General features: G+C 58.5%; 13 protein-coding genes and 2 pseudogenes. 6 read left to right on the top strand and 9 right to left on the bottom strand.

Annotation, left to right across the window (positions count from 1 at the left end):
• Positions 1–61 precede the first annotated feature (61 nt).
• Both AC1D2R_RS23725 and AC1D2R_RS23720 read left to right on the top strand, forming a co-directional pair.
• A complete protein-coding gene (locus AC1D2R_RS23725; RefSeq protein WP_477971091.1) occupies positions 62–961 on the top strand; it encodes a LysR family transcriptional regulator in 900 nt (299 codons plus the stop codon).
• 383 nt (positions 962–1,344) lie between these two features.
• On the top strand, positions 1,345–1,683 hold the full coding sequence (locus AC1D2R_RS23720; protein ID WP_477971089.1) for a hypothetical protein: 339 nt from the start codon (positions 1,345–1,347) through the stop codon (positions 1,681–1,683).
• A 467-nt stretch (positions 1,684–2,150) separates the two neighbouring features.
• On the opposite strand, the pseudogene AC1D2R_RS23715 reads toward AC1D2R_RS23720, so the two are convergent.
• A pseudogene (locus AC1D2R_RS23715) lies at positions 2,151–2,371 on the bottom strand (ATP dependent DNA ligase); the annotation flags it as partial.
• A gap of 176 nt (positions 2,372–2,547) precedes the next feature.
• Positions 2,548–2,838: a DUF982 domain-containing protein gene (locus AC1D2R_RS23710; RefSeq protein WP_477971087.1), complete on the bottom strand. Its 291-nt coding sequence runs from the start codon at positions 2,836–2,838 to the stop codon at positions 2,548–2,550.
• Positions 2,839–3,393: 555 nt separating this feature from the next.
• On the opposite strand from AC1D2R_RS23710, the gene AC1D2R_RS23705 reads away from it, so the two are divergent.
• Together AC1D2R_RS23705 and AC1D2R_RS23700 are read left to right on the top strand one after the other, a co-directional pair.
• Positions 3,394–4,101 carry a GntR family transcriptional regulator gene (locus AC1D2R_RS23705; RefSeq protein WP_477971086.1) on the top strand — a complete coding sequence of 236 codons (708 nt, stop codon included), beginning with the start codon at positions 3,394–3,396 and terminating at the stop codon, positions 4,099–4,101.
• A gap of 298 nt (positions 4,102–4,399) precedes the next feature.
• Positions 4,400–5,153, top strand: a pseudogene (locus tag AC1D2R_RS23700) (substrate-binding domain-containing protein); the annotation flags it as partial.
• 310 nt (positions 5,154–5,463) lie between these two features.
• On the opposite strand, the gene AC1D2R_RS23695 reads toward AC1D2R_RS23700, so the two are convergent.
• Positions 5,464–6,378 (bottom strand): DMT family transporter, encoded by a 915-nt coding sequence (locus tag AC1D2R_RS23695; protein WP_477971084.1) that lies wholly within the window; start codon positions 6,376–6,378, stop codon positions 5,464–5,466.
• Between the two features lie 335 nt (positions 6,379–6,713).
• Here AC1D2R_RS23695 and AC1D2R_RS23690 point away from each other — a divergent pair, with 335 nt between their 5' ends.
• A complete protein-coding gene (locus AC1D2R_RS23690) occupies positions 6,714–7,022 on the top strand; it encodes a hypothetical protein (protein WP_477971082.1) in 309 nt (102 codons plus the stop codon).
• A 64-nt stretch (positions 7,023–7,086) separates the two neighbouring features.
• On the opposite strand, the gene AC1D2R_RS23685 is transcribed toward AC1D2R_RS23690, so the two are convergent.
• Positions 7,087–7,305: a hypothetical protein gene (locus AC1D2R_RS23685; protein WP_057468067.1), complete on the bottom strand. Its 219-nt coding sequence runs from the start codon at positions 7,303–7,305 to the stop codon at positions 7,087–7,089.
• A gap of 331 nt (positions 7,306–7,636) precedes the next feature.
• Here AC1D2R_RS23685 and AC1D2R_RS23680 point away from each other — a divergent pair, with 331 nt between their 5' ends.
• Positions 7,637–8,119 (top strand): ProQ/FINO family protein, encoded by a 483-nt coding sequence (locus AC1D2R_RS23680; RefSeq protein ID WP_477971080.1) that lies wholly within the window; start codon positions 7,637–7,639, stop codon positions 8,117–8,119.
• 50 nt (positions 8,120–8,169) lie between these two features.
• Here the strand turns inward: AC1D2R_RS23680 and fhuB are convergent, their stop codons facing one another.
• The 5 genes from fhuB to AC1D2R_RS23655 all read right to left on the bottom strand — a co-directional run bounded on the left by fhuB (position 8,170) and on the right by AC1D2R_RS23655 (position 15,484).
• Positions 8,170–10,161, bottom strand: coding sequence for a Fe(3+)-hydroxamate ABC transporter permease FhuB (gene fhuB / locus AC1D2R_RS23675; protein ID WP_477971078.1), 1,992 nt, complete (start codon positions 10,159–10,161; stop codon positions 8,170–8,172).
• The gene (locus tag AC1D2R_RS23670) at positions 10,145–11,017 is read right to left on the bottom strand and encodes an ABC transporter substrate-binding protein (protein ID WP_477971076.1); all 873 of its coding nucleotides are present in this window, start codon (positions 11,015–11,017) and stop codon (positions 10,145–10,147) included. The genes fhuB and AC1D2R_RS23670 overlap by 17 nt, the downstream gene beginning before the upstream one ends.
• 85 nt (positions 11,018–11,102) lie before the next feature.
• Complete coding sequence (locus tag AC1D2R_RS23665; protein WP_477971190.1) at positions 11,103–13,286, bottom strand: TonB-dependent siderophore receptor; 2,184 nt, start codon at positions 13,284–13,286, stop codon at positions 11,103–11,105.
• 174 nt (positions 13,287–13,460) lie between these two features.
• A complete protein-coding gene (locus AC1D2R_RS23660; RefSeq protein WP_477971074.1) occupies positions 13,461–14,345 on the bottom strand; it encodes a helix-turn-helix domain-containing protein in 885 nt (294 codons plus the stop codon).
• A 131-nt stretch (positions 14,346–14,476) separates the two neighbouring features.
• Positions 14,477–15,484: a LacI family DNA-binding transcriptional regulator gene (locus AC1D2R_RS23655; RefSeq protein WP_477971072.1), complete on the bottom strand. Its 1,008-nt coding sequence runs from the start codon at positions 15,482–15,484 to the stop codon at positions 14,477–14,479.
• Positions 15,485–15,636: the final 152 nt, after the last annotated feature.

Here is a 15,636-nt window from a genome sequence, read left to right as displayed (position 1 = left end):
TTGCGTCATCAGCGGATAAATTGGCGTATCTGCACAACAGTCGAAACCATTGGTTCTGAATATGGATCGCCTCACAAGCATGACTGTCTTCGTGAAGACCGTTGAAGTTGGGTCATTTGCCGCAGCCGCCAGCGTCCTTAATTTGTCAGCACCCATGGTCGGCAAACATGTGCGTTTTCTGGAGGATCGCGCTGGTGTGCGCCTTCTCAATCGAACTACCCGCCGCCAAAGCCTGACCGATTTCGGCCGGGTCTATTTTGAACGCTGCAAATTGATACTCGCGGAATCAGACGCGGCTGACGCGCTAGCCGCGGATCAGGCTTCTGAACCGCGGGGAAAATTGAAGGTGACAATGCCTGTGCATCTGGGACGACATTGTGTCATGCCAATCCTAGTGGGGTTCGCACATCGGCACCCGCATGTGGAGCTTGATCTGTCATTGAGCGACCGCATTTCGGATTTGGCGGAAGACGGCTTCGACCTGGCAATCCGTACCGGCGTCCCGGGAGATAGCGCCACATTGATGGGGCGCCGTTTGGCGCGCCAGCGGATGATAGTCTGTGCTTCCCCGTCCTATCTTGATTCACACGGTCGTCCAATGAGCGTCGAAGACTTGACGCAACATAGGGCAGTTACCTACAGGCGCTCCGGGCCTATTCCGCCATGGCAGTTCCCCATGGCCGACGGGTCAGCGGCCGACATTTTCCCTCCCACGCGGTATCGCTTCGATGACCTTGCCGCGATCGCTGATGCGGTCGCATCAGGAGCCGGTCTGGGTTGGCTTCCGTCGTGGCTTGTGCGCGAACGTATTCAAGAGGGTGCACTTGTCGAGCTTTTGCGAGAGCGCTCAGGCTACCCATATGATGTCTACGCCCTGTGGCTGCAGACCCCGCACCTTTCGCAGAAGGTCAGGCTGGCAATTGACACTCTGGCTACGGAATTGCCAAAGCTCGTGGACTAGCGACATCATATCTTCAATTTGATCAAAGAGGCGATGTGCCGCAAATCCAGTGACATTAAGCCGCTCCCGCTACAATCCACCGGCACGTTCTTCGCGTTCGAGATCACCGGCGACACAAGCACCCTGATACCGCTGCTCTCGGCCACAGTTTCCGCATACGCCGTCACCGCGCGATACTCAATCTCAGCATGAGCGTTGGCTGCACCCAGATAAGTTTGCGCGCGCCGGCCTACGCGACGGAAAGCGACTTCCGCTTCAGGCGATTTAGCATTTCCCACCTTCCGTTCAATCGTGGTACTCGCATCGTTTCAAAGTGAAGTTGTTGTGTATGAAAATCTCATGACGGACCGTGTCGCTTTCTGGCCAGATAGGAGGCTGGAGCGATGAGTGAAAAACGTAAGCGTGTGTACGAAGCATTGCTGGATGGGGCTACCGAAGGTCACTCAGCCAAGGAACTCTACGAATTCGTATTGAAGCGCTGCCCAAAGGCGACAAGCAAAAAGATTGTGCGCGCGTCTCTGCTTGCACTAACGGACCCTCACGTAACCGATAGGAATATCCTCCATACTATCTACGCTCTAGCGATAGCGCATCGAATGGACGAAGTCGGCGCGGAGTCCGATCCAGACGACGGTGAAGACCCAACGGAAAAAAGTCCGGTGCTCCGCAAGCTGAAGAAGAAGGCCCTCGCTTTAACAGCGCTGGAAGCCCACTCGGACTGAAATGTGCAGGCCTCTGATCTCCTGCACCGGCGCCTGACATCATCGGTTCATACGCGAATGGCATTGTGACCTCCCAGAGAGGTTTGATTATGGGAATGGGGTGATCGCTCTTGCTGACACCGCCATCCGAAGGACAATGCCAATGAACCGCACACTCCTGGCCGCAACGGTCGCTGCGCTCCTCAACGTGTCCGACTTTTGAGTCAACTAAGGCGGCTCCAGTTCCATCGACACAGCAACCCAACTCAACGGCAGTGAGTAAGCAACACACAGCGTCGACGACACAGGCGACCAATGGCATGCTTACTCCCCGAATGATGGATCGCAAGCGTCCGATGAATCCAATCTGTGCCCACGGTTTTAAGCCTCGCGCCCCGTCCAGCTGTCATTATTGACACGCTAGGGATTACATCGAACAGCACAGGGCTCGCTTCGACCGAAACGCTAAGCTTTGCGGATCGCGTGTCTCATTCGATGTTGAAAACAGCGGCATTGTCCTGCATCTCGCGCAGCCCTGTAGGACGCATGCCGCAGCTTCCCGTCGTGGGTCCAGGCGCGGTACTCGATCTCAGCAATGAGCGTCGGCTGCGCCCAGACGAGATCTTTGCGTTTCGGCAGAGGCGATCGGCGGTGTCTTCCGCTTCAGGCGATCGAGCATTGTGCGGAGCTGGAGCGCGTCGCGCTCTTTGTAGGGGTCCATTCCGGCCCAGTGGCCTCGACTTCAGCAGCGCCAAGCACGGTTCGACACGATCGGGCATCGGATCGAACGGTAGATGCGGCTGTGCCGGGTCGCGCGGCTTTAGCGCATGGGAGCGGAGAGGTTTGTCATCCGCCACTAGAGGCTTGGATCGACGCAGAGCTGCGCTAGCTGGCTTTCCTGATCTGATCCACGTCATCAGGCAAGACGTGCATGCCTGCCGCATGGGCGGCTTCCACAAAGGCAGCCCGTGCCGAGCTGGCATCGAGATACAACTGCATCGCTTCGATTGATGTCACCAAGGCCCGGTGAAACGAGGCAGACGACTTTGCGGGCCACTTTTCGCTGAGAAGGTAGGCTGCCAGATCGTCGACCGAATGCGCCTGACGATAGCTGTTGGTGCCATCAATCTCGACGTGGAGCGGCTCGATCGGAACCCGAACATGAAAATCTTCCATAGGGAACAACCTTATTGACATGTCGCGAGTCGCTAGATGGCACGTGATTCGTTTTCGTCCAGATTGACTCTTGGAAATGGGCAGAACAGAAAAGGAACATGAGCGAGTATCCGCCGGAATACAAAGGGCGAGGCTCGCGGCCGGGCGATACCGGACTGGACGGAAAGACGATGCAGGATTTGCAAGGCTGGGATGGGGAAGTGCAGGTCGGTCGCATCAGACGTTCCCAACGAGCTTCTCAATGGGATTAATTCCGTGGCGTGAAATGTGAAAAGGTTGGCAATTCGTACATCGATCGAGACGGAACGCTGAACCGGTCGTGTGACCTGAAGCGTATCTGATCCTCTCACCCCGTCCGCAAACTCAGTTCGGGTGGAAATCGGTCGCGACAAGAGAGCAGATCCCGGGCAAGGTCATGCCATTGCCCAGCTTTCGGGAAAGTCGGTTAAGTTGACGACGCCACTGGCGTCATTGCCCGAGCCATGCATTTCTTGTCGACATATTGCATACAGCATGTAATATGGTTGAAATCCTATTGGAACAACGATGGAAACAGTGACAAAAAGCAAAGCACTGGATGCAAGCCGTACACGCGGTTCCGGCACCCAAACAGTCTATACCACTATTCGGCAGGAGATTCTTGCCATGACGCTGGAGCCCGGCAGTCCGCTTGACGAAGTTAAGCTGTCTGACCGTTTCGGAATGTCCAGAACGCCCGTCCGAGAAGCGCTGCTGCGTCTGTCCGCCGATGGCCTCGTCACAACTCTGCCGAACCGTAACACTATCGTTGCAACTATCGACTTTGCCACCCTGCCCACCTATTTTGACGCGCTGACGCTGATGTACCGGGTGACCACGCGTGGCGCCGCAGCCAAAAGAAATCTGGCGGCGATGGCGCGGATTCGCGCTAGGCAGGACGATTTTGCGCGTGCCGTGGCGGCGCGCGACGCTTACGCCATGATCGAGGCCAACAGGGATTTTCACGTTGCCATCGCTGAGCAGGCGGGTAACCCCTATTACACGGCGTTCTTCTCACGCCTGCTTGACGAAGGTCGGCGAATTCTCCGACTTTACTACTCCACATTCGACGATAGATTGCCCCACCAGTATGTCGATGAGCATGAGGAGATGATTGCGGCGATCGAAGCCTGCGACATCGAAAAGGCCGATGCGCTGGCAATCGAACATGCAAGGCAAATCGTCAGGCAGATCCAGGAATACATCGCCCGTGAAACCAATAACGCGCGCCAGATCAGGATCTGACTTCCTCGTCAAACACCGCGCGCCGCGATACGCGTCGCGACATCGCTAGGTCCGCCGCACCAGGAACTGTGGGTGCATATTGCCGAGACCGATACCATTGTCATGGGTGCGGGATGATCGGGCCATGTCGACGCTCTATATAAGGGCCGATCGCCGCTCCGGCCGCCGTGTCGTCGGATATCGCGGTCGCGCGCAATGTGTCGATCCCCGTGGATCCGATCCGGATGGCCGGATTTTGTGAAGGCGGGCGCATGCTGAAATGTGCCGTTGTCAGCGTTCGGAAACCGGCCTCGTCTGCTATGGTCGCTTGACCCTGCCGATGACGGCCGGTGTTTCAGAAGTTCTCGTCGATCACGGCGTCTCGGTTTTTCTGTGCGCGACCAACAACGATCCCAGACTGGCAAAGCTCCATCTTGAAGCCTTGTTGGACAAGCAGGTCGATGGGATCATTTTTACGGCCACCCGCCTGGATTCTACGCCCCCGGTAGACCTACTCAACCTTCCCATTCCTGTTGTCTACGTCTTTGCGATAGCCCCCCGGACAGCGTGGTTTTCTTCCCCGACGATGTTCAGGGCGCCCGCCTGGCGGCAGAACACCTTGTAGGCCTTGGCCGGCGGAACATTCTTCACATCACCGGCGCGCAGGTTGGGCCGCCCGTCTGAGAGCAAGAACCTATCAGGAAACGCTCAGCAACAGCGGTGTGGTGATGTTCGGGGCCCGGACTGAAAAATGGGGGCATGCGGCTATTGAAACGGTCTTTTCGCGCAATGGCGCAAAACCAGATGCGATATTTTGCGGCAATGATCAGATCGCAAGAGGCGCGATCGACGCCTTGCGAGACTGCGGTGTAAAGGTTCCGGATGATGTCGCTGTCGTCGGTTTTGACAATTGGGAGGTCATCGAGCAGACCCGACCGTCGCTGACGACCATCGATATGGAGTTGAAGGAGCTCGGGCGTCGAGCCGGTCTTGCAATTCTAGCTCTCACCAGAGGTGAGCCGGTTGCGTGCGGGGTAACAACGATTCCATGCAGCTTGGTCGTGCGGCAAACGGACGAACTCGGTAGTGCGGTCGTTGGTACAACAACTTCCAAATTAGCGATGCGGCGCGCTCGAGCCGGTGGGCCGCTTCGCCTTCAATTGCAGGCATGCCGGTTCATTGAAACGGAGCCGTGCATTGCACACGTAGCGCTATCGATGAATAGACAGGACGACGCTGGTGTCGTGCTGTCGGGGAAATCTCGTGAATCGTCCCAGTGATGGCGCTCTGCGCGACGATCGCCATTCAACGCACTGCAAGCGCGCTACATCCGATCGATCGCGTGAACGTGCGTTCACATGGAGCCTCTTTTCCTGCCCGTCCTCAGTGCCCGTCACGAGGGACTTCCTCGTCGGGAGTATCGCCGGTCAGGTTCTTCCGATGGAAAATGAACAGGCCGGCGAGGACAATCACGGCGGAGCCCGCCACGATCTGGCTGTCCGGTAAATCCCCGAAAAAAAGGAAGCCCAGGACGATCGCCCAAAGTAGCAGGCTGTACTGCAACGGCGCCAATAGAGAAGCCGGGGCGAGCTTGAGCGATCGGGTGATCATCATATGGGCGCTACCGGCAACAATGCCGAGCGCCAGCATAGCTGTAAAATCGAGTGCCGAAACCGGGCGCCAGTTTCCGATGCTCAATACGAGCCCAGTGACGAGGGCGGCGACGGTCTGCCAGGTAACCAGCGTGACATCGCTCGTCTGACGCAGGCGACGGCTGAGGATAAGCGTCAGCGCGAAAGACAGACTGCCGACGAGCCCAAAAATCGAAGGCCACGACAACATCGCCGCCGAGGGCCTCAGCGCGATGACAACCCCTATGAAACCAACGATCACAGCGAGCCATCGGCGGCGGCCAATCGTCTCGCCCAGAAAGAAATGCGACAGAGCTGCCACGTAGATTGGCCCAGCCATGTAAAACGTCATGACATCGGCAAGGGGAAGATAGGCAACCGCCGCATAGAAGAACGCGACATCCGCTGTCGTCAGCACAATGCGAAGGAAATGCAGTGCAGGGCGTTCCAGACGCAAGAGCGCGTCTGTTCCCTGCCCGACGATCATCGGCGCCAAAATGACAAAGGAGCCGACAGAGCGCACCACCAATACCTGGCCAACAGAGAAGCTCGTCACCAGCCACTTGCCCATGGCATCATTGAGCGAGAAGAGGAAATCGCCGAGGAGCATAAAAAAGACCCCGACGAGCACCACATTGCCGGCGGCACCGGTCGCGCGAACGTTCATGATGCCTCCTGCCAATCACGTCATTTTGAGGGGCCTTTACCTGCTTCTGACAATTTTGCAAGGCGGATCGTTGTTGGACGTTTCGAGCGTGCCGATTCGGCGCCGGGCTTTTGCGGATGGGGGTGGGTCCGCGCAGGGCCAACAGCAATCCTGGTGCGCCAGCCGCAGCTTGCTCTGCACTGCTGCGATGCGCTGGCGGCATGGGTGCGACCTTGCTCGCCGACACGATGATCGCCATCTAAGATCGGTCCGACGAGATTTCACATCTCTAGTCCCCAACAAAACGACACCGACGCCAGTGCGCCAGACGCGCTTGGCCACGCGTGAGACAGTGGATGGATGATATGCATGGAAAGACCTTGAATGAGATGACCCTGCGCGAACGATCCGACATGATGGTCATGGTGGCAGATGCGCTGGAGGCGGTTGCCGAAGAGGCGGAAGAGCGCGGCGATGCACGCTCTGCTCAGAATTCGACATGTCTTGCGCGCACAGTTCGAGGCTGCGCTGTCGATCTTGGCGAGGGCGATCTGCGCGCCGCAGAACTTTTACTGGAGCACGGGATTACATTCGTCGCGACCATATCCGAACGCTTCGAGCGCACTGGAGCCTCCCAGGGCGCGGAGACGCGATCGCGTCACTGAATTTCCGCTTCGCCTCGTGGGTATTGCGATGTGATCGATCCGGCGTTGATGACCGCCTGGTCGGTCACTCGCTTTCAATGCCTGCCATCAGTCCGTCGAAAACCTCAATCATCGCGTCAGCAATCGCCTGGCCCAGCGCATTGCCGGCTTCGCCTATGGCCTTCTCGTCCATGTCGCGTGCCGCCATCGCCAGGGCGGTTCCTTCCTGGGAGACAATTTCGCGCGCGCGCTCGACCGCCCATTGAGCGAAGTCAGCGCGATTGTCGATGGTTACGGTTTCCATAGTTGGGTTCCTTCGAGGCTAGACTGAAGGTGCGTCATACCGCCTTACGTCGGACTATCGAAGCCCGAAGAGCCGGTTCTGGAGAAAAAATCCTTGAACCGCCAATGTGGTTTCGCGCAGGGCGAACCGAAGGGTGCGCGAACGCAATACCTGTCACGCGCACCACCAGTATGGTTCGCTGATCGTCAACATTTGATGAAGATCCATACGCAAGCCTAATCAACAGAAAGAAACGTCACAAAAGCGTGCCCTCGCCGCCGACATCTGCGGACCTGTCATGAAAATTGCATGTTTTCCTGCTTATCGATAGGGCATTGAGGAGAGCGACGCGATGAACAAATCTTGGGCCGAAAGCAAAGGCGCCATTGCCGCTAGTGCTGCCGACATCGAGAAGGCGGAGGCCATCGCAGCATTGCTGGTGCAACCAATCGGGCTTTTGCCTCAGGCATCAGGCGATCCGATCAAACCTTTCGCGATTGGCGTCTGGAACGACATTCGTATGCTGATGAAGCCGAATACGCCGGTCACTTCACTGCGCCGGGCGACATCCGCCTACACCCATTCCAAACGATACCTTTTAGCCTGCGCCCAGCCTGATGCATATCGGCATGGCATCGACGGCAATCCAAGCACTCCGGTTTCCGCCGAAGACCGGACCGCAGCACAGCTCGCCTTCTCGAAGTTGAAGAAAGGTGCGTCTGAGCCCCCGTCTCCTCCTCCGCAACCGGCCCAGCCGACACCCGATATATCGAGAGCCAACCAGATCCGCGCCGGCATCCTTGGCCGTAGCCAACGCAAGGCCAACTCAATCTAGGCGGCCCGCCGCATTCCAAGGCGCGCCACTTTGCAAAGCGCGGCCGGCAGTCAAGCCGCTGGGCTTTTCCGCGTCAGCAGGCAGACGAGATACGGGCCGCCGATGAGCGTGGCGAAGAGGCCTACAGGCACCTGATAGGGATAGATGACAATCCGGGACAGCCAATCCGCCACCATCAAGACCGACGCGCCGATCAGCATGCTGGCGAGCATCTGATGGCGATGCTGCCGGAAGCCGAGCAACCTCGCCAGATGGGGCGCGATCAATCCGGTCAGGGTCAGTGGACCGACAAGGAACGACGCAATGGCCGTCATTGTCGCGGCGATCGTTGCCAGCAGCAGCCGGCTGCTTCCGACTGAAAGCCCCAGTGAACCGGCCGAAGCACTGCCAAGGGTCAGCACCTCGAGCCAGCGACCCAGCAGGACGAGAGGTGCGGCAAATGCGACGACCGAAACGACGGCAATCCAGGCCTCGAAAGCACCTGCCCTACTCGTCGACCCCGACAGCCAGTTGAGCAGGATATAGCCCCGAATATCGCCTTGTGCGAGCACCATTGTCACTGACGCCATTGAAAATGCACTGATTGCAATGCCTGCAAGAAGCATTCGTTCGGGCGCAAAATGGGCACGTGCTGAAATAATCATCATGACGAGTAAAGCGGCCATCGCCCCAAGTGACATCGCGACCAGCATCACTACAGGCGAAGGAAACGCAAACAGGAACAATGCGATGGTCAAGCCGGCTCCACCACCTGCACTGACACCCAGCACTTCAGGGCTTGCAAGTGGGTTAGCGGTAACGCGCTGCATAATGAGACCTGCAACGGCAAGCATTGCTCCAGCGCCGCCAGCGGTCACGGCACGCGGGAACCTGAAGGGCAGTAAGTCGACGAATAGCTGTCCTGTCGCCAGGTGCCAACCGTCGGGTCCCAGTCCGATCGTCAGGGCCGCAGTCAGAACGACCAGCAAAGCGATCAGCAACAGGACAAGCGCCGTCGCGGGCCTTTTCCGGCGTATCGCAGAAAGCGCCTGGGCCGTCGGCGCCGCGGTCGAGTAAAAGCGTGGCAGAAGAAAGAGAAGCAGCGGTCCACCGAGGAGCGCCGTTGCTGCGCCCGCCGGCGCGATATCGGAAAATCCGGGTCCCAGCAGCTGCGCCAAGGCGTCGGTCAAAAACAATAGGGCAGCGCCCGTCAGGGGTGATGCGGTCATGATCTGCCTGGTTGTCCGGGCACCGAGAAGCCGCGCGACCGTCGGAGCGGCAAGGCCGACAAAACCGATGATCCCGACCAGTGCCGTCACCGAGGCCGACAGCCAGACACCGAGCGCAAGAACGACGAAACGCGTCGAATGAAGTGCGACGCCAAGGCCCCTTGCCCCGCTGTCGTCCAGAGAGAGCATCTGGAGTGGCCTCACAAGCAGCACGGCGACGCAAAAACCAAGCGCCACGCGCGGGACAAGCCAGATGACACCATTCCAATCCTGCTGGCTGAGCGAGCCCGCCCCCCAGATGTAGACCGACATGGCGTATTCGCCGCGCGCCAGGATGATCGTGGCGCTCAATGCCGAGGCAATCAGCGTGACGATCATGCCCGACAGTGCGACAGTCACCGGGTCGAGACCCCTTCGCCAGCTTAGTCCCAGAACGATTGCAACAGCGCCAATCCCGCCGGCAAAGGCGACGATCTCACGCGAGACGCCGACCAACAGCGGCGAATAGCTGATCGCGGCTGTCAGCGCCAATTGCGCACCCGAGGCGATGCCAAGCATCGAGGCGTCGGCGATCGGATTGCGAAGCACGCGCTGGAGGAGCGCACCGGAAAGCCCGAGCGCACCCCCGGCGACAAGGGCGAGTATTGCGCGAGGCAAGAGACTGTCCCAGAGCAGGATCGCATCGAGAGAAGCCTCGGCGGCAGGCAATCTGGGGCGTAACAGTACGAGTGCAGCGAACATCGCCACGCAAGTGCCGGCGATGAGCACGCCCATTACCGTAAGCGAAAACCGCGTGCGCCCTGCCAACATCCGATGGCTAGCCGTTCCATGCATGGGCGAGCCCTTCAATGAGGAGATCGGCAAAACGCGTCGCGGCGGGCAATGCACCATAGGGGTTGATCGACCCTAGGGTGAGGACGTGACGCTCGCGAACGGCAGGTAAGGCATTCCAGAAGGCGCTGGTGCTGAGGGCAGTCATCGCCTCGTCCGGCTGCGGCGGAATAAGGACGATCCAGGCGTCCGGCATCGAGGCCAGCGTCTCGATACCGACCGGTGCCATTGCCGAATACGCGCTCGCTCCTTGCCAGGCGTTCGTCAGACCAAGGCGCTTCAGCACCTCGCCGAACATGCTGTCGGAACCAAAGGCGCGATAGTGTCGTGCATCACCAAGATTGATCGGCAGGATCGGGCGCCCGTCGCCCATTGCTGCAACACCCCGATACCGCTGGAGTTTTGATGCTAGCTCCTCTGTCAACCGACGGGCGCTGTCCAGCCCCAGGCGGCTTCCGATCGCGATCGTCGCACGTTCGGCAAGGTCGAACGGGTTCTCACCGGGCAGGTAGATTGCGAGGCTCTCAACCGGCGCGATCCGGCCCATCAGGCCATCGGCCCAGGCGTAGAAGTTCGAGTTGAAGATAAGATCGGGCCGGACAAGGCGCAGCGCCTCGAGATTTGGCGTTCCTCGCAAGCCAAGATCGGCGACACTTCTCGGAACGACTGGCGTCACCGCGACGTCGCGGAACTGCCGCAGTTCGGTGCCGGCAACCACGTCAGCACCAATCGCGAGCAGCGTTTCCAGCAGTGCCCAGTCGAGCGTCGCGACACGCTGGGTCGGGGCCGCGCGTGTGACTGCGGGGGCGGTAAGTACCGCTGCCAACGTCATGAAATGTCTGCGTGTGAAATCCGTCATTGCTGCCAAGAAAATGCGACTGGAGGAAGGGGCTTAGCCTCTCCCATCCAGTCGCTTAGAACAAAACTTTACTTTAGATGTCAACTTACCATTTCTTGGCAAGCTTGAAGGTCACCGTCCGGGCATCACCATAGCCGCAGACGCTGAGGCCACTGCAACCGGATACATACTCCTTGTCGAAGAGATTGGTAACGTTGAGGGACGCAACCCAATTCTCTTTTTCGTACCGGATAGCGGCATCGAACAAAGCCGCGGCCGGAACCTTCGCTGTGTTTGCTTCATCTGCCCAGGACCAGCCCTGATAGCGCACGCCCGCACCGAAGCTCATGCCCTCGAAGGCACCGTTCGTGAGCGTGTAGTCAAGCCAAAGCGCGCTGGTTACTTTGGGCACTATGTAGGGTGACTTACCGATCAGGGCGATGTTGGCTTGGTTCTCGGTAACTTCCATATCGGTGTATGCGAATGAGCCGAGCAGCTTCCAGTTGTCATTCAGGTTAACCTTGGCTTCCAGCTCTGCCCCACGCGATTCCACCTCGCCCAGCTGGCTCTGCCTGAAATCCGGGTAGGTAACCGTATTGTTGTGCTTGGTGATATGGAAGACGGAGGCGGTGATCAAGCCATCGAAGAATGTCGGCTCGTATTTGACGCCGCCTTCGACCTGATAGCCGTCTTCAGGTTTCAAGGCACCGGAAATGCCGGTTCCAATTTGCGGATTGAAGAATGTGGCGACACTGACATAAGGGGTCAGGCCATTGTCGAACTCGTAGGCAAGGCCGGCACGGCCACTGGCTGCGCCTTCGTTCGTGTCGTAGCTGGTTCCGACAATCGAATCTGCATGTGTGTCAACAAAATCATAGCGACCGTTCAGCGTGGCCAGCCAGCCATTGCCGAAGTGTATCTGATCCTGGGCATAGATGCCGAGTTGCTGCTGTGTCACGACCTGATCGATCTGAACGTCGTTGGCCGGCTGCGGCAGCCCGTAGATCGGATTGGCGGGGCTGATCGGCGTTGCGGCGGCGGGCCATGTCGGCCACTTCTGGACGTGGTCCAGCCTGTAGTATCTGTAGTCGACGCCAACCATAACATTGTGTGTCAGGCCGCCAACATCGAATTCATTTTCGGCGCGGTTGTCGACCGAGAAGGTGTCGGCCTTGGATGTGCCCTCGAATCCAACGCGATAGAGCTTCGTCATACTCGTGTCGGTATAACCATAGGGATATGGTCCGATCTCGTGCTTGCTCAGATGTCCGTAGCGCAAATTCTGGGATACCGTCCAGCCGTTGTCGAACTCGTGATCGAATTCGTAACCGAGCATCTGCTGGGCGTAGTTGCCGTCATCGATATCGGGCTCCCCAAGGAATGTCCTTCGGTCGATCTTCCCGTACGGCGCATTCACGACCGTTCCTACATAGGGAAGGAAGCCGTTGCTTGAATGAACCTGATCGAGCGCTCCCACGTAGCCCCAGGCTGTAAAATTCGTCGCGTCGTCAGGAGAGATCGTCACCTGCGGCATGATGAAGCCACGCGTGTCCTCGGTATAGGCAACATAGTTGTCCCCACCGGCAAGCTTACCTGTGAGGCGGTAGGTCATGGTATCGCTCGAGCCGAGTTTGTCCGAAATGTCGAACCCGGTGAACGCGTTGCCGTTGGAGTTGATGCCGATCTCGGTGTAGTAGAGCGGGTCGTCCGTCGGACGCTTGCGTACAAAGTTCACGATGCCGCCGGGGTTCGCTCCACCCAGAAGTACGGATGATGGCCCTTTGAGGACTTCTACGCGTTCGAGCATGAACGGATCGATCTGGAAGCCGCCGAAGCCGTAGCTGAACAGCGACAAATTATCCATGAACACGCCGGTCTGCGTGGCGTTGAAGCCGCGAATGTAGAACCAGTCCGTATCGCCATCGTTTCCGTATGGCTGCGCAACAACGCCCGGCGTATAGAACAATGCCTGATCGACCTTGTTGGTGACGCCGCGATCGTCCAGCTCCTGCCTACCGATGACCGAAACCGACTGCGGAATCTCGCTGATCGGCGTAGCGGTCTCTGAACCCGTCGTCGTCGTTCTCGCGACATAGCCATTGACCGGCCCGGTGCCAGTTGACTGGGCAGAACCGTTGCCTGCAGAATTGCCGGCGCGCCCACCCTGGATAACCACCGGCTGCAGCTCCGTCGCATCCTGCGCCAGAGCCAAGGTTGCGGTGGCTCCGAACATGGCGACACCCGCCAACAGCTTTGCCTTGAAGATGAACCGGTTGGCTTTCGTGCCCATATCTACTACCCCACTCATGCCGTTGCCGTCGTCGCGACCGGCTTGGCCAATCCTTGCGAATAAGATGAGTGATTAACTCAATTTTAGTGGTGCAGCTTGTCGCGATCCGGGAAGAATTGAACGTTCTTGGGCAATTTTTCGTGGTGCAAGCAGATGCAATGGCCTCTGTGTCCCTCAGGCCACGCGCGACTTTTTCCAGTTGGCCGGCGTCGTGCCGATATTCTTGCGGAAGACCCGCGTGAAATGTGCCTGATCTGAAAAACCGGTTTCTGCGGCAATCACCATGAGCGGCTGCTCCCCCTGTACAAGGAGCTTCTTTGCCCGATCCAGCCGCGCATTCATTTGCCACTGATGGGGTGCCATTCCCGTCGACGCCTTGAAGGCGTGACTGAAATGGGACTGCGACAGGCCGGCGAGGACTGCCAGTTCCTCGAGTCGGATATTGCGCATGCAGTTTTCGTGAATGAATTCCGTCGCCTTGCGCAATTGCCAGGCGGCAAGCTTGCTGCGCTTGCGGGGAGCAATCTTTGCAAGATTCATGACATCTATGATGAGAGCGAGCGACAGGCCGTCGCCGTAGAGATCGTGGAGGGGTGCCGGGTTCAGGCATTCAGCAGCAATCAGCTGCGCAAGCGTCAGAATGCGCTCATCCGAAAATAGCAGCCGCGCATCCCTCAAACGCAACGGATCAAGGTCCTCCATCAACCGGCGTGCGACGATGTCGGCGTCAAAATGAAGATCGAGATGGCGCAAATACTGAACGTCAGTCAGGTCGGCCCAGAGTTCCAGACCTGCCGGCACATAGGAGATCGGACGCCGTTCGGTATCCTGTACTCCGCCCTCGCCTTTTGGAGCGAGCCTAACCTTGGAATTGCCTGGGCCTTGCAGGTCGAGAAGGATGAAAAGACGCGGATCGTCCGAGACATAGTAGCCGCCGGCATATGGCGCACATTCCACGTCCCACACATCAGCAACGATGCCGTTCCAGGATCGGCGATGAAGGTTGCCGACAACGGAAAAACCTTCGATCTTGTTTTGCATGCGCGGTTGAAATGTCATGAGCAGGAAATAGCACTATACCTTCGTTTATAACTCAAGTTTAGCGCATACGATTGCGAATGGCAATCTGCAACCACGCCAATCGCACAACGGCACGCTAGACACGGGTGACCGCGCCAATGACAATCCCGCTAGCCGCCTCGGATCGAGCCGCGCCAGATCAGCTCTGCCGTCAGCCGGACGGAATGCTCCTCGCCAGCGTCCTCGTCGGCCTTGGCAAGCCATTCGACGGCATGCGCCGCAATCATGGACACCGGTTGTGCAAACGTCGTCAGATCGTAAGAAGTCCACGACGCCTGCTCGATGTCGTCGAATCCCGCGATGCACAGCTGATCCGGGACCGAAATGCCGAACTGATGGCGCGCGGCGTCCATGAAGCCGCAGGCAAGAAGATCCGTCGCACAGAACACGGCGTCCGGCCGTTCCGTGCGGGTCAACATACGCTGCGCGAGCACCTTCCCAGCCTCGTATCCCGTCCATCCGTAGCGCTCGACAAACACCTCCATGCCAAGCCTTGCCGCGGCGGCAATGAAACCGCGCTCTCGGCCCATCAGGCTGGGAGTTCCCGCTTCGGAGTTGGCAAAGGCGAGGTTGCGGCATCCCGCGCGAACGAATGCCGTGGCGATCCTGCCTCCGGACTCGTAGTCATCCAGATTGATCTTGAGCGGCCCCGGCTGATCGTCGTCGCGATTGATCAGCACAAGACGCTGTCCATTGCGAAGGCAAAGCTGCGTGATGGACTTGTCGGGAAGGCCTGACAAGATGACCGACGCATCGGCACGGTAGCGAATTGCCTGACGCAACGCCCTGTCGACGCTGCCATCGGAGCGATCGGTATTGATCAGCATCGCGATCTTGCCGGCATTCTGGAGCTGTAGTGTCAGCTCGCGCAACAGGGCGGATCGGTAGGGCGTTGCAACATCCGAAACAATGAGGCACACAATGCCGCTCTCGTTGCGCATGAGGCCGCGTGCGAGATGGTTGACATGGTAGCCGAGTGCTTCGGCAGCCTCGAGGACGCGCCTGCGCGTGTCGGCCGAGACGCTGGCTCCCGGCGTAAAAGTTCGCGAGACCGCCGAGCGGGACACTCCTGCCCTTTCGGCGACCTCTTGCGCACTGACGAATAGTTTCGACGACATCGACGTGCTCCCGTTGCACATGATTTTGCACTATATTGCACTGGCGTGCAATACCGATCACGTTCATATTTGCGAAGCTTTTGTGAAAATAGTGTTGACATCGGTTCAGACGATGTGCACCGTTTGCACACGCTTGCAAAGCGACCGGCGTG

It is taken from the genome of Rhizobium sp. P1_C7 (assembly GCF_056406295.1).
The sequence above is the reverse complement of the archived record's forward strand: the minus strand, read 5'-3'. Positions and strand labels throughout refer to the sequence as shown.

What these genes read in the sequence shown, in the direction of transcription:
- AC1D2R_RS23655 (WP_477971072.1), bottom strand. Translation starts at nt 15,484, where the DNA reads ATGTCGTCGAAACTATTCGTCAGTGCGCAAGAGGTCGCCGAAAGGGCA.
- AC1D2R_RS23720 (WP_477971089.1), top strand. Translation starts at nt 1,345, where the DNA reads ATGAGTGAAAAACGTAAGCGTGTGTACGAAGCATTGCTGGATGGGGCT.
- AC1D2R_RS23690 (WP_477971082.1), top strand. Translation starts at nt 6,714, where the DNA reads ATGGATGATATGCATGGAAAGACCTTGAATGAGATGACCCTGCGCGAA.
- AC1D2R_RS23725 (WP_477971091.1), top strand. Translation starts at nt 62, where the DNA reads ATGGATCGCCTCACAAGCATGACTGTCTTCGTGAAGACCGTTGAAGTT.
- AC1D2R_RS23710 (WP_477971087.1), bottom strand. Translation starts at nt 2,838, where the DNA reads ATGGAAGATTTTCATGTTCGGGTTCCGATCGAGCCGCTCCACGTCGAG.
- AC1D2R_RS23685 (WP_057468067.1), bottom strand. Translation starts at nt 7,305, where the DNA reads ATGGAAACCGTAACCATCGACAATCGCGCTGACTTCGCTCAATGGGCG.
- AC1D2R_RS23670 (WP_477971076.1), bottom strand. Translation starts at nt 11,017, where the DNA reads ATGACGGATTTCACACGCAGACATTTCATGACGTTGGCAGCGGTACTT.
- fhuB (WP_477971078.1), bottom strand. Translation starts at nt 10,161, where the DNA reads ATGCATGGAACGGCTAGCCATCGGATGTTGGCAGGGCGCACGCGGTTT.
- AC1D2R_RS23665 (WP_477971190.1), bottom strand. Translation starts at nt 13,286, where the DNA reads ATGGGCACGAAAGCCAACCGGTTCATCTTCAAGGCAAAGCTGTTGGCG.
- AC1D2R_RS23680 (WP_477971080.1), top strand. Translation starts at nt 7,637, where the DNA reads ATGAACAAATCTTGGGCCGAAAGCAAAGGCGCCATTGCCGCTAGTGCT.
- AC1D2R_RS23660 (WP_477971074.1), bottom strand. Translation starts at nt 14,345, where the DNA reads ATGACATTTCAACCGCGCATGCAAAACAAGATCGAAGGTTTTTCCGTT.
- AC1D2R_RS23695 (WP_477971084.1), bottom strand. Translation starts at nt 6,378, where the DNA reads ATGAACGTTCGCGCGACCGGTGCCGCCGGCAATGTGGTGCTCGTCGGG.